Source organism: Spiroplasma apis B31 (assembly GCF_000500935.1).
GTDB classification, from domain to species: domain Bacteria; phylum Bacillota_I; class Bacilli_A; order Mycoplasmatales; family Mycoplasmataceae; genus Spiroplasma_A; species Spiroplasma_A apis.
The window spans coordinates 1,023,662-1,040,102 of sequence record NC_022998.1 but is presented as its reverse complement, the minus strand read 5'-3'; the positions used below and the strand labels follow the sequence as shown (position 1 = coordinate 1,040,102).

At 29.2% G+C, this 16,441-nt stretch carries 20 protein-coding genes and 2 tRNA genes; 18 read left to right on the top strand and 4 right to left on the bottom strand.

Features of this window, described 5'->3' with window-relative positions; genetic code table 4:
- Positions 1–13 precede the first annotated feature (13 nt).
- The 4 genes from SAPIS_RS04505 (at position 14) to SAPIS_RS04490 (ending at position 918) form a co-directional block, all read left to right on the top strand.
- Positions 14–238, top strand: coding sequence for an acyl carrier protein (locus SAPIS_RS04505; RefSeq protein WP_023790092.1), 225 nt, complete (start codon positions 14–16; stop codon positions 236–238).
- A gap of 1 nt (position 239) precedes the next feature.
- Positions 240–677 (top strand): Fur family transcriptional regulator, encoded by a 438-nt coding sequence (locus SAPIS_RS04500; protein WP_023790090.1) that lies wholly within the window; start codon positions 240–242, stop codon positions 675–677.
- Between the two features lie 52 nt (positions 678–729).
- Positions 730–805, top strand: a tRNA-Trp gene (locus SAPIS_RS04495).
- 37 nt (positions 806–842) lie between these two features.
- Positions 843–918: transfer RNA gene (locus SAPIS_RS04490), tRNA-Trp, on the top strand.
- Positions 919–1,110: 192 nt separating this feature from the next.
- On the opposite strand, the gene SAPIS_RS04485 is transcribed toward SAPIS_RS04490, so the two are convergent.
- Both SAPIS_RS04485 and SAPIS_RS04480 read right to left on the bottom strand, forming a co-directional pair.
- Complete coding sequence (locus SAPIS_RS04485) at positions 1,111–1,968, bottom strand: DegV family protein (RefSeq protein ID WP_023790088.1); 858 nt, start codon at positions 1,966–1,968, stop codon at positions 1,111–1,113.
- Positions 1,969–2,003: 35 nt separating this feature from the next.
- Positions 2,004–2,837, bottom strand: coding sequence for a DegV family protein (locus tag SAPIS_RS04480; protein WP_023790086.1), 834 nt, complete (start codon positions 2,835–2,837; stop codon positions 2,004–2,006).
- 172 nt (positions 2,838–3,009) lie between these two features.
- Here SAPIS_RS04480 and ytpR point away from each other — a divergent pair, with 172 nt between their 5' ends.
- The 8 genes from ytpR to SAPIS_RS04440 all read left to right on the top strand — a co-directional run bounded on the left by ytpR (position 3,010) and on the right by SAPIS_RS04440 (position 9,407).
- Positions 3,010–3,597: a YtpR family tRNA-binding protein gene (gene ytpR / locus SAPIS_RS04475; RefSeq protein WP_023790084.1), complete on the top strand. Its 588-nt coding sequence runs from the start codon at positions 3,010–3,012 to the stop codon at positions 3,595–3,597.
- Entirely contained in the window at positions 3,587–4,630 is a 1,044-nt protein-coding gene (locus tag SAPIS_RS04470; protein WP_023790082.1) for a nicotinate phosphoribosyltransferase, read from the top strand. The genes ytpR and SAPIS_RS04470 overlap by 11 nt, the downstream gene beginning before the upstream one ends.
- 21 nt (positions 4,631–4,651) lie before the next feature.
- Positions 4,652–5,605 carry a hypothetical protein gene (locus SAPIS_RS04465; protein ID WP_023790080.1) on the top strand — a complete coding sequence of 318 codons (954 nt, stop codon included), beginning with the start codon at positions 4,652–4,654 and terminating at the stop codon, positions 5,603–5,605.
- Positions 5,606–5,635: 30 nt separating this feature from the next.
- Positions 5,636–6,442 (top strand): hypothetical protein, encoded by an 807-nt coding sequence (locus SAPIS_RS04460; protein ID WP_023790078.1) that lies wholly within the window; start codon positions 5,636–5,638, stop codon positions 6,440–6,442.
- 106 nt (positions 6,443–6,548) lie between these two features.
- Positions 6,549–6,899: a hypothetical protein gene (locus SAPIS_RS04455; RefSeq protein WP_023790076.1), complete on the top strand. Its 351-nt coding sequence runs from the start codon at positions 6,549–6,551 to the stop codon at positions 6,897–6,899.
- A gap of 12 nt (positions 6,900–6,911) precedes the next feature.
- The gene (locus SAPIS_RS04450; protein WP_023790074.1) at positions 6,912–7,409 is read left to right on the top strand and encodes a hypothetical protein; all 498 of its coding nucleotides are present in this window, start codon (positions 6,912–6,914) and stop codon (positions 7,407–7,409) included.
- A 1-nt stretch (position 7,410) separates the two neighbouring features.
- Positions 7,411–8,655: a tyrosine--tRNA ligase gene (gene tyrS / locus SAPIS_RS04445; RefSeq protein ID WP_023790072.1), complete on the top strand. Its 1,245-nt coding sequence runs from the start codon at positions 7,411–7,413 to the stop codon at positions 8,653–8,655.
- Positions 8,656–8,666: 11 nt separating this feature from the next.
- Entirely contained in the window at positions 8,667–9,407 is a 741-nt protein-coding gene (locus SAPIS_RS04440; RefSeq protein ID WP_023790070.1) for a hypothetical protein, read from the top strand.
- Positions 9,408–9,443: 36 nt separating this feature from the next.
- On the opposite strand, the gene SAPIS_RS04435 is transcribed toward SAPIS_RS04440, so the two are convergent.
- Entirely contained in the window at positions 9,444–10,181 is a 738-nt protein-coding gene (locus SAPIS_RS04435) for a DUF3800 domain-containing protein (protein ID WP_023790068.1), read from the bottom strand.
- A 94-nt stretch (positions 10,182–10,275) separates the two neighbouring features.
- Between SAPIS_RS04435 and pgsA the strand changes: the two genes are divergently transcribed.
- A complete protein-coding gene (gene pgsA, locus SAPIS_RS04430) occupies positions 10,276–10,944 on the top strand; it encodes a CDP-diacylglycerol--glycerol-3-phosphate 3-phosphatidyltransferase (protein WP_023790066.1) in 669 nt (222 codons plus the stop codon).
- A complete protein-coding gene (locus SAPIS_RS04425; protein ID WP_023790064.1) occupies positions 10,931–11,734 on the top strand; it encodes an SDR family NAD(P)-dependent oxidoreductase in 804 nt (267 codons plus the stop codon). The genes pgsA and SAPIS_RS04425 overlap by 14 nt, the downstream gene beginning before the upstream one ends.
- A 95-nt stretch (positions 11,735–11,829) precedes the next feature.
- Here SAPIS_RS04425 and rpsD read toward each other — a convergent pair whose 3' ends face one another.
- Positions 11,830–12,447: a 30S ribosomal protein S4 gene (gene rpsD / locus SAPIS_RS04420; protein WP_023790062.1), complete on the bottom strand. Its 618-nt coding sequence runs from the start codon at positions 12,445–12,447 to the stop codon at positions 11,830–11,832.
- Between the two features lie 264 nt (positions 12,448–12,711).
- On the opposite strand from rpsD, the gene SAPIS_RS04415 reads away from it, so the two are divergent.
- The 4 genes from SAPIS_RS04415 to SAPIS_RS04400 are packed head-to-tail and all read left to right on the top strand — an operon-like array spanning position 12,712 to position 16,391.
- Positions 12,712–14,463: a hypothetical protein gene (locus tag SAPIS_RS04415; RefSeq protein ID WP_023790060.1), complete on the top strand. Its 1,752-nt coding sequence runs from the start codon at positions 12,712–12,714 to the stop codon at positions 14,461–14,463.
- A 1-nt stretch (position 14,464) separates the two neighbouring features.
- Positions 14,465–15,679: a tRNA uracil 4-sulfurtransferase ThiI gene (gene thiI / locus SAPIS_RS04410; protein ID WP_023790058.1), complete on the top strand. Its 1,215-nt coding sequence runs from the start codon at positions 14,465–14,467 to the stop codon at positions 15,677–15,679.
- The gene (locus SAPIS_RS04405; RefSeq protein ID WP_041612625.1) at positions 15,642–15,950 is read left to right on the top strand and encodes a hypothetical protein; all 309 of its coding nucleotides are present in this window, start codon (positions 15,642–15,644) and stop codon (positions 15,948–15,950) included. Before thiI ends, SAPIS_RS04405 begins: the two co-directional genes overlap by 38 nt.
- Before the next feature lie 24 nt (positions 15,951–15,974).
- The gene (locus SAPIS_RS04400; protein ID WP_023790055.1) at positions 15,975–16,391 is read left to right on the top strand and encodes a DnaJ domain-containing protein; all 417 of its coding nucleotides are present in this window, start codon (positions 15,975–15,977) and stop codon (positions 16,389–16,391) included.
- Positions 16,392–16,441: the final 50 nt, after the last annotated feature.

Sequence of the window (16,441 nt, the reverse complement as noted above, 5' to 3'; positions counted from 1 at the left end):
TAAAGGTGATAAAATGAATTATTTTGAAGAAATAAAAAAAGCACTTGTTGAAAAAGGTGCTAAAGGGTCTATAACTAAAGAAAGTGAATTTAAGTCAATGGGTTTGGATTCCTTAGACCTTATGGATATGGTTATAATTTTAGAAGATAAATTAAATATAACATTATCAGACGATCAATTATTAAATATGAAAACCGTAGGGGATTTATTGAATACAGTAGAGGCATTGGTAAAATAAAATGAACACAAAGCTTTATGAAGAATATGTTAATATTTTCAAAGAAAAAAAAATTAAATTAACTGCTCTTCGTTTGGCAGTTCTTGAATGTGTTGCAACAAGTAAGCATTTTACAATTAACGAACTTGTAAGTGATGTTGAAAATAAAATGGGGTCAGTTAATGTGATGTCTATTTATAATAACGTTGATTTACTTCTTGAAATGCATTTACTTTTTGCAAATACTATCAACGGGAAACAAATTATTTATGAAGCAGTTGCTCCACAACTTATACATGTAAAGTGCCATGAGTGCGGTAGTTTCGAACATATTGAAAGTTCTTCATTAACTAATGATTTGTTTTCACAGTTTAGTTTAATAGCTTCATCTATTGATATGAAACTCGATCATTTCAAACTAGAAATGCACGGCACTTGTAAAAATTGTAGTAAGAATTAAAAAATCGTCTTCAATCTTTTTAATTTAATGTATAATAAAAAGGTTGAAAAATAGGGGTATAGTTCAGTTGGTAGAACATCGGACTTCAAATCCGAGTGTCGTGGGTTCAAGTCCTGCTACCCCTGCCAATATAGAATACAACCTTCAACTGAAGGTTTTTTTATTAGGGGTATAGTTCAGTTGGTAGAACATCGGACTCCAAATCCGAGTGTCGTGGGTTCAAGTCCTGCTACCCCTGCCAATATAGAAAATCAGTAATTAGTAAAGTAACTTACTAAAAAAGACTTATTTAAGTTATTGATCGGATATAAATTTAGTTTAAAATTTAATTTGTTTAACTTTAAAAAAATATTAAAAAGCAAAAGCATATAAAAAACACTCGTGGTTAACTACCGTACTGAGTGTTTTTTTGTATATTATTTGAATAATAGCCTTATTTTTTAAATAATTTTTCGTCATAAGCGACGAAACCAATAGTATCTACACCAGCATGGCAAGCATAAATTGGGGGCACTATGTCTGTGTCAAATTCGATTTTATTTTCACTCATGACATTTTTTATCTGAGTTATTATTTTATTTGAGGTTTCTTGTGTGTGTAAAAAGGTTATTTTTAAATGATTGCCCAAAGTTTTTTTAAAATATTGAGCAACCTTTTCTAATACTGATGCTACTGTTCTACCCATAGCTATTTTTTTCGGTTTACCACATCAGTGAATAGCAACTTTTGTTTTAAACATCTTCATCAAGGCAAGTAGCACAGCCTTACCACGACCACTTTTTGCTAGTTTCGAAAGATCACCAGGTACAATTACTACTAAAGTTTTTTTCTCTCATAATCTTAATTCTTTTTCAAACAAAGTTATATCTGTGACGTTGTTGTTTATCATATCATTGAACTTAAAAACTAATGATTTGATTACATTTGCTGCTAATCCATGATCTCAAACAGACACTTTACCCTTGTATTCGGGAGCATTAGCCACCCCATATGCTGTTGCGTGCATACTTGAAAGGTTAGGTGTTATTGTTATATGTATTATATGGTCATACTTTCCTAACATTTCATCATATTTCACCATCAATTCTCCTGGAGAAGCTTGGCTTGTAGATATTTTTTCGTTATTTTTTATTGCATCAAACACTTTGTGTTTCTCAACATTTTCTGGTGTATCTATAAAATCTTCTTCATCTTGTTTGATAATGTGTAGATTTATTAAATCAATGTTTGTACCAACAAGATCTTGCGTTAAGATACCTGACGAAGAGTCCACCAATATTCCTATTTTCATACGATCCCTCTTTTTCTATCTCTTATTATTATAAACTATTTCTTTCATACAGCTAAGGCAAATGTTTCTCTACCTGTATGGCAAGTTATTGTGTTTGGCATCTCTTGTGTCACATTAATTTTAAAACCTTTTTCTTCTATAGATTTTTTTACAAGAGTTATTGTTTCATCTTCTGATCTTGAATATGCAATATCCAAGATTTTATCTCCATCTTTGCATTTCTTTTCCAACAATTCTAAAGACTGTTCAATGGCTTTCTTAAAAGTTCTAGTCTTTCCTTCTTTGTCAATTGTTCCGTCATATTTTAGAATCGGTGTTATTTTCAAAATTTTAGCTAAACTAGCTGCACTCTTGCTAATTCTTCCACCTCTTACAAGTTGTTTTAAAGATTTTGGTATTATAAAACAAGTAAAATCTTGGTTTGATTCTTCAATAAGTCTAGTTATTTCTTCTCCTGTTTTTCCTTGTTTTATATACTCAAGCGTTTCTGAGACTTGTTTTTTTAGTAATATTGCTACACCATTAGTATCCACCACGAACACTTTACCTTTGTAAGGCTCATCTTGAGCCATCATGTAACAAGTATTAAATTGGCCTGATAATCCTTTTGATATCAATAAGCAAATCACTTGGTCGTAAGACTCTAAAAGTTCATCTCATTTTTTCATCATCTCTCCAGGAATTGATTGTGAAGTTTTTAATAACTCAGAATCAAATAGTTGATAAAAGTCATCAAAAGATAAATTTTCATCATCTGCAACTTGTTCCCCGTTTTCTTTTGTTATCATTAATGGAACAAGATAAAGATCTTTGTAATCTTGAGTATTTTTGATTCCTGAAGCAGAATCAATTATTAATGCTATTTTCATATAATTTCTCCCTTTTATTTTTAAAATTGCTTATTTAAAGCAATGACCCATTAAGGGTGCAAGATATTTGCTTAGACACTTTTTGGAAGCATTTACGCGCTTAGTTATGTAAAAGACATTATTTATTATATAATTGTTTTGAAGATAATCCAAGGGTTATAGGAGAGTAAAAATGAAATGATTTATTAGATATTGCGATGCTTTCGACGTTTTATTGGTAACTATAGAAAACAAAAAAATCGATTTTTTAAAAGTTAAAAATAATTTAGTAATTTTATACTCAAATAATGAAATTGTTGGATTTAATATTTTTAATCCAAATATTGATAAAACAAAAAATAATTTTTTACAAAATGAAAACTATGAAAATTATGTAAAGAAAGAAGTTTCTGGATATTTCAAGGAAGTTGATTTTCATAAGCAATTTGTTATTACCAAAGTAACAAAATGTGAAAAAATCGAAGGGACTCACTTGTCTCTATGTGAAGTAATACTTGATGGACAGTCAATCCAGATAGTTTGTGGTGCTAAAAATGTAAGAAAAGACTTAGTCACAGTTTTAGCGACCGAAGGGTCATGGATGCCAAATGGTATAAGGATAGGTCATGGTAAATTAAAAGGTTATGACTCATTTGGTATGCTTTGCTCTGCAAAAGAATTGAATATTGATAGTGACCCAAACGCAAGCGGAATCATAGAATTAAATCTTCCAGACAGTTATATTGGTCAAAAGTTTGAAGGTGTTTTTGGTGAAAAATAAATTTAATATAGACCTAAGAATTTTTGAAGATTATTATATCGCTGACTATTTCAAAAAAACTAAGTTGATTTTAAAGAAGTATAAACCCGACCAAACTGTTTCAATGCAGTGATTTCAAAGACGAAATGATGTAGTCTTATGCGGAATCGAAATTATAAAAGAAATATTAAGATTAAGTGGTCATAAAGATTTAATTGTTGAAGGACTTTCAGATGGAGATATAGTAAATGCTAATGAACCCGTTCTAAAAATTACGGGGAATTACGAGAAGTTTGCTATTTACGAAGGATTATTTGACGGCATTTTGTCAAGATGTACTACAATAGCAACAAATGCACGCAATCTTACTAAAGTATCGAACGGTAAAAAAATACTTAATATGAACGATCGTATGGATTACTATTCTAATCAACAAGTTGATGGTTATTCGTCCTTCGTTGGTGGCATTAAATCCTTGGTCTCTCCAGCAAGCTTTGAATATTTGCAAATAGAATATAACTTAAGTGGTACTATGCCGCATGCCCTTATCGCTGCTTTTGACGGTGATATAATTGAAGCTACCAAGGCTTATAAGGAGATGTTTCCAAATAATAATTTAGTAGCCCTAGTTGATTACAATAATGATTGTATAAATGATAGTTTAGCTGTCGCTAAAGAGTTTGGCAATAGTTTGTATGCTGTACGTCTTGATACTTCGCAATCACTTGTTGATGAGTCTTTAAAAGATTTAGTAGAAAAAGATAATGAATTACATGGTGTTAACCCCACTTTGGTCAAATTATTGAGACAGAAGTTAGATCTTGAAGGATTTGGTCATGTAAAGATAATAGTTTCGTCAGGTTTTGATGAGAAAAAAATTAAATACTTTGAAGATTTAAAAACACCAGTTGATATTTACGGAGTTGGTGAAGCTATCACGAAAAATAAAATTTATTTTACAGGAGATATTGTTAAAATAAATAATAAGAATCAGGCTAAATTCGGAAGGCAAAATATGGAATCAAGCAGAATAAAAAGTATAAAATATTATTAGTAAGAGCAAAGGGGGTCAATTATGGGGTTATTTAGTAAAAGAAAAAAACCAAACAAAAGTGAGTATGCAAACCAAGAAGAGTCACGCGTACCCAATCATTGGTCATTTAATGACGACCCATTATTGAACATCGAACCGGAGTTCTCTGATAGTGTGAAACCAAAAGAAAAGGAAAATGACTTTAGTGTAAGCGAGGTAAATGACAACAAGGATACCTCTACTAAACTTGATGAAATTAAGAAAAGAATTTCAATTAATAAACCCTTAAATAATAGCCCACTAGGGAGCATAATAAGTGGTGCTAGAAAAAAAACAAATGACTTACAAAAAGAGATAATTGAAAAAGACCCTGTAATAGCAAAATTACAAAAGATTGAAGAATTAAAGAGAACTGGTGGTGTTGATGCCAACCTTTATACGGACTTATCAAAATCAGATAGCACAAAAACATACGCCAAAAGAGCGCAAGAGTTTCATGAAAAAAACTTCACAAAGCACATACAAGAAAATGAGATTCAAAGAAAAATGCGATTGTTTAAAGAAGCAGAAGAAAAAAGAAAAGCTGGTATCAAAGAAAATAAAACTATTTGAAAAACGAATGAATTATTTAAAAAATCAGAAAGTAAAAGAGAAGAACTTCTTAAAAGTGCAAAACCTAAATCAAAAACAATTTTGAATCTAGAAGAAAAAATCAAGAAAGAACTTGAAAACTTTAAAGAAATAAATATACATATTGCAGAAAACAATGTCGAGAATTTAATAGCAGAGATAGAAAATAAGACATTCAAAACCAATAAAGAGAGGGAATCTTATTTATCAGATAAATTAAAAGATATTGAATCTTTGGTTGCAGATTTAAAAAAAGAAAAAGGCACAAAGAAAATTGATATTAGTAAAAATATTATGGTCAGGGGAGCTGAAAAAACAAAAAAAACTTCTCAAGCAGGTGCTAAAAAAATAATTATTAAAAAATAAACCATCAAGGTAAAAGTAAGGGTGACAAAAATGAAAAAAAAGGATAAGTTGTTGGAATATATTTTCGGTGTTACAAACGAAGATACTGTAACCGAGGATTTTGTAGATGAGTTTGCAAAAGAATTAGAAGCAAAAGCTCTTTTGGATTCTAAAAAAAGAGTGGAAGAACTAAAGAAATCTGATGAACTTGTAAAGTCTAAGGTTCAAGGAGACATTATTATTCCTAAAAGAATATCGACAGACCAAGCGCCCGAGCTGAACGAACAAGTATTTAAACCTAGAAAAGAAAAAAATATGCCTTTCTCGGATGAAGAAATCAAAGAGATTGAAAAAACTATATCTGACATAAGATACGAAATAAGACAAAAAGATAAGTTTGTTCAAAAAGAAGAGAAAAAACTAATTAAAGAAGGTTATAAATTAACTAAACTTGTGACTAAGACTTCTAAAAAATTAAACAATATGCTGGAAAAAGGCTCATTTAGTAACTCCGATATAGAAAAAACATTAGAATTAAAAGAAAATTATGTCTCTAAATTAAAAGAAATCCACGATAATATTAAAACCGTTGCTTCAAAGTATACCCCAGAAATGTCATTACAAGAAAGAAGAAAACAAATATACAATGATGCATATAATGCTGAAACAGAACGTGCTCAGAAAATAATAAACTGGAGAGAAAATGTGAAGCTTGGAAAAAGCGAATTTAATTGAGGTAATCATGTTGATGACTCTGATAAGGTTATGCCTGATAAAAACGCCAGTTTAGAAGAAAGAAAAAGACAGGCTAACTGAGAAGAAGAAGTAAAAAAATTTAAGAGCGGTATAGAAGATTAACAACGATATAACTTATCTAAAAAGTTTATTGTTGTTTTTCATTTCTAAACGTTACACACTATATTATATTGTATAATGAGATTGATTTATTAGGGAGAATTAGGATATGACATTAACACTATTATTAGCAAGCGATACACTAGACGGAACAAAAACTATTTTAATTATAGTTCTACTAGTTTTTGCTATCTTTTTAACTTTGTATACAATCGTTACTATGAGAAGGGTCGGGGTAGCAGCAAAAAAAGTTGACTATTTCTTCGAAGATCTTACTTACAAATCAGAAATGTTGAATGCAACAGTAGATACAATTGCTCGTGTAACTAATTATGTTGATATATTCGATGCGTTCGCTAAAAGAAATGTAAAGTCTTGAGTTAAAGTGGCAACTAAAAACAAAGATATCGTTTATAAAATGGTAGATAAGCTTAGAGATTTTGCCAACTCTAAGGATTAATTGGGGGTTACTATGTTTAAATTAATAAAGCTTACAGGCTGATTTTTTTTAGGAATGATGTTAGCGCCCAAAAGGGGCGTTGAAATTAGAGCTGATTTTGTAAACTACTTAAAAAAATATCGACCTCAAATTAAAAAGTTCATAGCAACAATTGAAGAAGCTTGAGAACAATCACAAGGTAATGAGAGTGACGAAGTTATCGCTAATATAGAGTTGAAATTAGATCAAGTTAAACAAGCAAGTGACGAATTAGACGCTGCCGAAACAAAAGAACTTGCTTATAAAGCTTTAAGAAAAATCGGTTTAGTATCTTTAAAAATTGGTCAAGAAGTTTCGAAGTCACAAAATGTTAAGTTAATTGCAAAGGATTTGGCAGTTATAAGTGTCAATGTCCTTGATAAGGCAAGTGATGTATACTCACAAGTGAAAGATGTATCCTCAAGTATGAGTGAAGACGTTTTTGAACTTGATGATTCACAGAAAAACAAAATAGTAAGTGAGGACAAATAATATGAAATTCATATTAGATGAGTTAGAAACTAGAAAAATGTTAAAACAATCAACGAATCCAGAAAAGATTAAAACAGCCCAACTGTCAGGCGCTGGTGTTTATTGTGGTTTTGACCCAACGGCCGATTCATTACATATTGGTCACCTGATTCAAATATTGAACTTAAAAAGATTCAAAGATTTTGGTTTCACTCCATTAGCTATTATTGGTGGGGGAACCGGAATGATTGGGGACCCAAGCTTCAAAAATAGCGAACGAAATCTTTTGGAACTAGAAGAAGTTAAGAAAAATAGCTTAATGATAAAAAAGCAGTTGGAAACATTTATACCTGAGATAAAAGTGATTGATAATTATGATTGATTATCTAAGTTATCGCTAATAGATTTTTTAAGAGATATTGGAAAAGATTTTAATCTAGCTTATCTTTTGGCTAAAGAAAATATCTCTTCAAGAATCGAAAAAGGTTTAAGTATTACCGAATTCTCTTATACGATGTTACAAGGATATGATTTTTACAATTTGTATCAAAATGAAACATGTTGAGTTCAAATCGGTGGTTCTGACCAATGAGGTAACATTACTAGCGGTATTGACTATATAGCATCAAAAATCGGTAAAGAGAACTCAAAAGCCTGTGGAATTACTATGAACCTTTTAACAAAAAAAGATGGTGTCAAGTTCGGTAAAACCGAATCTGGAGCTATTTGATTAGACCCGAATAAAACTAGTGAATATGAGTTTTATCAATTTTTTATAAATCAGGATGATGATGATTGTGCAACATTATTAAATTATCTAACAATTTTATCAACAGAAACAATAAATACTATCATGAACGACCATAATAAAGAACCTCATAAAAGATTAGCACAAAAAAAACTAGCAGAAGAAGTTACTTTACTAGTGCACGGCGAAAAAGGTTTAGAAAAAGCTTTAAAAATAACTGAAACATTATTTAAAGGTGATATAAATAAATTGGGTGATAGTGAATTGCGACAGCTTTCTAGATCGCTGCCATTTAAAGAAATAAATAAAGGTCTTAACATCATTGATTTTTTAGTTGAAAGTCAAATAGCAACTTCAAAACGTGAAGCTAGAGAACTTATTTCTAATAATGCCATAACTATAGGAATAATTAATAATTTTAAAGAAAGCGATGTAATTGATGATTCACATGTTTTAATTGATAACTTTATCTTTGTTAAAAAAGGTAAACGACGTTATTTCAGCATCAAGTTACATTAATGAGGTATTTGATGAATATTCAAAAAATTATTAAGCAAACTATTGAAGATATTGCGAATTATTATAATAATGAGTGTTTTCATAAACACAAAATATACTCCCAAAAGATAGATATAGATACTAAAAAGATAGAGGATTTATCAAATGAATCTATCGATAGCAAACAATTGGAAGATTGTTTGCAAGAAATTATTTCAAAAATATATGAGTTGAGACAATTAAATCAACAACAACTTACAAATGATGGGTTTGATGTAAAAATCTTTGCAAAAAACGAAATACTATTAACATCAGCTTCCAACTCATTTGAAACTGTTAGTAAAGTTTTAAAAGAAATTGAATATTTAAAAACTCCCTTAGATTTGCGCAAGCCATATGATATTAATGAAAAATTTATTGTCAGAAAAATTCACTCAGTTGCTCTAAGTTTGTTGACCAAATATGAGAATTTACCAAATAGATTAAAACGTAGTGCGCACTTAGATAGCATAATACGCTCCACCTGTAAAATCACAAAAACAGAAGATTTGAAATTAATTGAGAATTATTCTAAAAAAATCTTAAATAAACACAATGAGATATTAAACTTAGACTATTTCGTTATTATTGATAGTTTATGTGAAGAATACGGGTGGATTCATGATGTTGTGAGACTTTCAAAACTAAATTCTTACGTTGTTGGAATGTTGGTTAATGTCGACATATATAGTAATTTATTAAGATGTTCATTATACACTCCCGATAAAGATTAAAGTATAGAAAAAAGTTGCTATTATAAAGCAACTTTTTTATTTTTTAGATTTTGCCTTCATTTGATTTAGAGATTTAAAATAAGACTTTTTGAATGGGTAATAAATGGTTCCTAAGCTCAGCTTATTTAGTATATCTTTATTTATGTTTTTTTGATACAACTCATTCTTTGGTGAATCAGGGTTATTATAATACGTATAAACTACATGATCTAAGATATCAGCAAAACGTACAACATCAGTTAGTTTACTCGATAAATAATATGTGGTGATATTGAATGGTTTTTCAATGAAATTAGTTTTCAGTAAGTTTTCTAACTGATTTAGGTCTGTTTTTTTTAAGTTACGTTCATCCATTAAAATAAAAATGTCTCGACAGTAACTTTCAAAATTATAATACTTTGAGAAAAAGTGAATAATGTTGTTTACAAAAAAATCGTATGCCAACATTTCACTAACTGTAAAATGCTCATTTAATTCGTTTCTCGACACAACTGAGAATATTGGCTTTATTGCGTCACCCACTTCATTAAACACTTTATTGATTAATTCTATGGTTGCCATTTCTTCAAGTTTATTGCCTTTAATTTCGAACTCCTTAGGTATATTATATTTTTGCCGTATCTCACTTTCTGCTTTCTTAATCTTTGATTTCACAAACTCTTTATCTGTATAAATGAACCCACCTACAACAAAATAGTTTCCGACATCGTTTTTATTAAGCTTACCACTCTCATCTAGTGCTAAATAGATTTTCTCTGATAATATATTTGTCATTTCTGGTCACAACTTTCAAAACCCATAATAAAAAGACTATGGTTACTTTTATATATTATAATATTAAAGTAAACAATGAAACGAGGAATTAAAAATGAATTGAGCAAATAGAATTACAATGATCAGGATTTGTTTGATACCGATAATAATAACATTGATGTTACTTACTTCATTTGAAAACACAACACCATTCTACAATGTTTTTAGTAATTATATACAATTAGGAAATTATAAGTTACCTTATGCATATTTGATAGCAGGAGTGTTATTCATAATCGCTAGTCTTACTGATGCACTTGATGGATATATAGCAAGAAAATATAAACAAGTAACAAACTTTGGGAAATTTTTTGACACAATTGCCGATAAGTTACTTACAAACTCTGTGCTTATAGTTTTTGCTTGTGCATCGATCTTACCTATTTGAATGGTAATTATCCTTATTGCTAGAGATTTTATAATTGATGTTGTTAGACAAATATTAGCTAGTTCTAACTATGTTATGGCTGCTAATAAATTAGGAAAATATAAAGCCGCAGTAGAAATGATTTCTTTATCTTCACTCTTTTTTGTAGGTTATAAAATGTTTGATGGAGTTCGCATGGGTACTGGAAAGTTTGATGAGTTTGGATGAATAAATCAACTTCTTATGATACCAATGTATATCGCAACAATTTTATCGATAGTATCAGCTATTAATTATATTTATCTAAATAGAAAAACCCTATTCGATAGAACAGGAAAAGACAATGAAAAAAAATAAAAAAGACTTTAGTAACGAATATGCCTTAGTAACAGGCGCAAGCAGGGGTCTTGGTTTAGAATATTGTAAAGAACTTTTGAAGATTGGTTATAACTTAGTTTGCGTATCACGAAATACTGATAGTCTTAATGATTTGAAGACATCTTTTCCTAATCAAGAAATAGTAACCTACAATTTAGACTTATCTAAATGAGAAAACAACGAGATATTATGCGAAAATGTGAAAAATAAAAACATCACAGTTTTAATCAATAACGCTGGAGTTGGTAAATCTGGAAACTTCTTGGAAGGAAGTTTTGAAAAAGATGAGCAAATGCTATCTCTGAATATTTACTCTTTACAATACTTAACTAGGTTTTTTGTAAAAAAATTTAAAGAAAATGATAGGGGAATAATTCTGAACATTGGATCTATTATTGCGTGACATACTCCTGGTCCTTATTTTGCAACATACTATGCTACCAAAAGCTATGTATATAGTATGAGTGTTGCATTAGATTACGAATTAAAAAGAAGTAAGTCAAATGTCAGAGTAAAAGTCATAACACCCGGTATTTTGAACACAAGTTTTTTAGTAAGTAAATTCAATGATAAAGAAGGAAGTAGTTATGAAAAGGGTGCTAACGTAGTAAAATTTGCGAAAAAAAGCCTGAAGATTGGGTTACGTAAGAAAGGTAAATCAGCGATACTAGTCGGAGTAAAAGACAAAGTATCTGTATTTTTTGTACGTAAATTATGAAGAAAATTAGTACTTTGATTCATCTACAACTATCAAAAAAAACGACTTTAGGAACTCATCTAAAAAACCCTAGTTAAATTAAAAAACGCCAAATATATTTGGCGTTTTTTATAATTTACTTAGTAACAAATTTAAGCAACTTATTACTATTTAATTAACCTATTGTATCATTCAACAATTAGTGATTCATTTATTTCTTGGTTTAGTTCATTTCGCTCTGGAAGTCTTACAAAAGTACCTGACATTTTTGTTTTGTCAAATTTAACGAAGTCCACAGTTGCAACATTACTTGCAAGCGCCTCGACAATTTTATCATTCTTTTGCATTTTATCTTTTAATGAAATGATTTCTCCTGGTTTAACAATATATGAAGGAATATCTAACTTCTTATTATTTACTAAAATATGACCGTGAGTTACTAGTTGTCTAGCCCCTTGTCTAGTTAATGACAATCCCATTCTATAAACAATATTATCTAACCTTGATTCTAACATTTGTAAGAAATTTGTACCGGTAATACCACTTATTTTTTTAGCTTTAGCATATGTATTTCTAAATTGTCTTTCAGTTAAACCATACATGAATTTTACTTTTTGTTTTTCTTGCATTTGTTGTCCATAACCAGACAACTTAGTTCTTCTTCCTCCGTGTTGACCTGGTGCTGTAGCTCTTTTCTTACCTTTTGAGAACTCTTTCCCAGTTTCAAGAATTGAAAAACCGTATCTTCTTGATTTTTTGAATATTGATCCTGTATATCTTGACATTATTTGTCCCTTTCTTTATTTATATATTATGGAAAACCTTTGTAAAGATAAGCTCCATTAAAGGAAGTCAATGATTCGCCCTTATCTGCAAGGGTTACATTTATAAAATCGTGATTTCATAGACTAAGAACTTTAATATGCTTATTTGCAGATTAACCAAAAATTATTATATCTCATTTTTTTAATATAAGGGAGAATAAATCGAAAATAATATCTCTATTTTTCAATGTGCTATAATTAATTTGATTTTAAGGAGGTAGTTTAATGTTTTTGGGTTGAGACTTAAATAATTTGCAAGGCAACTTACCTAACATAGTGTGTTTATCTGTGTTTTTTTTAGCGTTTATAATTGTTAATCTTGTAATGATATTCTTATTTATTTATAAAAAAATTATGCAAACCATCGCTAAAACTCTTGACCTTGTCGATGATATTAAGAAATCACCTTTAAAACTAAACTTGCGTCGAATATCTATTATATTTGAAGAAACAGGGAATTTCGAAAGTGAATTCATGATTTGGAGAACAAAATTCGAGTTAATATATGAAAAAGAACTTCAAAAAACTTTAAAAGCTTTTGGTGAGTTGATTAAGGATAAAAAAAACACTAGACCTTTATTGAAAAATTTTAAAAAGTTTAGTTATATTTGCGAAAAATTAGAATTTATTAATAAAACAATACACGAATTATTCATTGAAACAAGAGATGCTATTGAAATTGAATATATTCAGAGAGATTCATTGGCATTTCAAAGAGAGTTATTTACTAAATTGAAAGAAGAGCTAATAATCCTACAATTTTCTGATATAGATCTAGAAAAAGAAATGTTGAACGAAACTTTAAGTAAGATTGAGCAACTATTTCAAAATTTTTATATTTGTATAGATGATGGAGACTATAAAAAAAGTTGAGATTGTCTTTATAAAATCGAATCCGCATTAATATTTTTGATTGAACTATTAGATGTAATACCATATATTTTATCAACAATAACTACTGTAATACCAGAAATGATGTTAGAGTTAAAAAATAAACATATTACTTTTGGTAATAATTATCGTAAGTCAAACAAAAATGCTGAAAATTATGCAAAACTAGAGGCTAGTGTTGATGCTCTAAGAATAAAAATAAACAAAAATATTAAGAGACTTTTATATAAAAAAGCTATTAAGAATCTTAACAAAGCTTTTAATTATGTTGAAGAATTTAGAATATCTGTGGAGTACGAAGATGATTTGAAACGATTCTTCGAGGAAAATGCGGAAAATATAAGAGAGAATTTTGAACTTATTAATAAAGCATCAAGAGCAATCGAAAAAGCATTCAAAAATGTCAATATTTCATCTAAAACACAATCAAAAGAAAAGTTAGATTTCGAAGAAACTAGAGCACAGTTCATCAAAACAAAAGAAAAAAGTGACTTAATTTTTTCTAAACTTGATGTTGCAAAAAATGATGGGCGCGCTGTTGATTTTTTAGAAATTAAAGATAGTTTACTAGATGTAATGCAACAAGCATTAAAAGATATAGAAAAACTTGAAAAATCAGCTAAAGATGCAGAAAAACAAAATACTAACATCGATTCAGTTTACAACCAAGTCATATTTATGCAATCAATACTAAGTCAATGTGAAGTTAAAATAAATCAATATAAATCTATAATGGAACTTAATAAGTTTACAGAGCCAATCAATCAACTATACAAAGAAATAGAATATCTAACAAAAGAAAATCTCTTGAAGATAAAAACAGTTGAGGAAAAAGAGAGAGTAAATAATTATATAAATTTACAACTTGGTAAGGCGTGAGAAATTGCTTCTTCAATAAACGACACTATATTTTTAGATTTTATTTCTCAAGAAATAATAATTTATTTAGAAAGATTTGTTGGGTTAGACAAAAAGATTGATAAAGTTATTAAAGAATGCGAAATGTTATTCCATAATAGAGAGTTAGAACAACTACTTGGTTACTCCTTAAATATTTTAGGAAAAATCAAAGTTGCAAGGAGATAAAATGAAAAATATACTTGTAAGATATGGAGAGTTAACTTTAAAGGGGAATAACAAAAATATATTCATAAATAAGCTAATTCAAAATATTAAATTTAAATTAAAACCATATAAAGACATCTTAGAATACAAAAAAGACCACAACAGTTTAACAATAAAAGTAAATGACGATAGCTTTGTAGAAACTATTTGTGAGTCTTTGACAAAAGTATTTGGAATTTATTCAATATCAGTTGCTGAAATCGTAGAAAGAGATGTTAACAAGGTCTTAGAATATACTTTAAAAGTTGCTCAATCATTCAATAAGGGCACATTCAAGGTAGAAGTTGATCGAAAAGATAAGTTCTTTGAACTTGGCTCAACAGAAATGAAACTAAAAATTGCGGCTAATATTTTAAAAAATTGTGCGGGTTTGAAAGTCGATGTTCATAATCCTGATTTAAAAATAACTGTTATTATAAAACAAGACGGTATTTATATATTTACTTCTAGACAAAATGGTATAAAAGGACTACCAGTTGGGATTAGTGGAAAAGCAATATCATTATTAAGTGGCGGAATAGATTCACCAGTAGCAAGCTATTTGGTTATGAAAAGAGGTATGGTTGTAGATTTTCTACACTTTATGACACCCCCTCATACATCTGTTGAAGCTTTAGAGAAAGTGTTTACACTCGCAAAAAAGCTTCAAACTTTTAACCACTCTAGTTTTATGTTGTATGTTTGCGATTTTTCAATAATTTTACGCGAGCTAATGCATATAAAAGATGAATCTTATAGGATAACTATAATGAGAAGAGTTTTTGTTCGAATTGCAAATAAGTTAGCAACTCAAATTAAGGCCAAAGCTATTATAACAGGGGACAATCTTGGTCAGGTTGCTTCACAAACTATCGAGTCCATCAACACAATTAACGAGACCTCAAATTTAACTATATTGAGACCCTTACTAACATTTGATAAAGAAGAAATAATACATCTTGCAAAAAAAATCGGTACTTATGAAACATCAATTTTACCTTTCGATGATGTTTGTTCAATGTACGTCCCTAATAAACCTGTTACAAAACCAAAAGCATACATTGCAAGAGAACAGGAAAAAGATATATTATTAGATGAACTAATTGAATATACTATTAGCAAATTTATTAAATCTTTTTATTTTAAGGATGGTGAAATGATTGAAAAAGTTGAACAAAATCAAAGAAAAGAAAATTAAGGGTGAGAATAAGTTCGGGGTGTTCAATGGAAACGTTATTAATAGTGAGACTGTTGGATACGACCCAGAGTTTACTATTGAAGAATATCGAGATGATTCCATAACAATTACAGAAGTTAAAGAAAAAGATGTAAAACACAAGAAAATCGAAATCAACCCTTCCAAGATTAAAAAAAAGGCAAATGTATGAATATTTAAAGTTATTTCTTATATAGTTATATTGCTTATTATTGTAGGTATGATTACTTGATTAGTTATTGAAAAGGTGTAGAATGAGTTTAAAGGGAGTATTTTTATGGATGACTTAATTAGATTTATTATGAGAATTTTGTATTACGTTTTCATTTTTTGAATTGTGAACCTTATTTTTAATGGATCAGCACGAAGAGAACAAAAATACAGAAAAAATAGTGAAGGACATAATAACTTCGACGAAGGTTTTCAAAATCAAGAAGAATGATCTAACAGGGGTTCGAGAAGTTCAAATAGTTCACACCATACAGGTAGTACATCATTGATCGACGAAGCTTACGCTGTTTTTGGATTAACAAGAAAAGCTTCTGATGCAGAAATCAAAAAAAAATATCGTGAACTAGCAAACAAATATCATCCAGATAAGAATCCCAACGACATTGAAGCACAAGCGGAGATGACTAAAATCAACAATGCCTACGAAATAATTACAGAAAGTAGAAAAACACAAAAACATTAAATCAATTGATGGTAACAAACATTAATTGATTTTTTTTATAAAAATTTGTG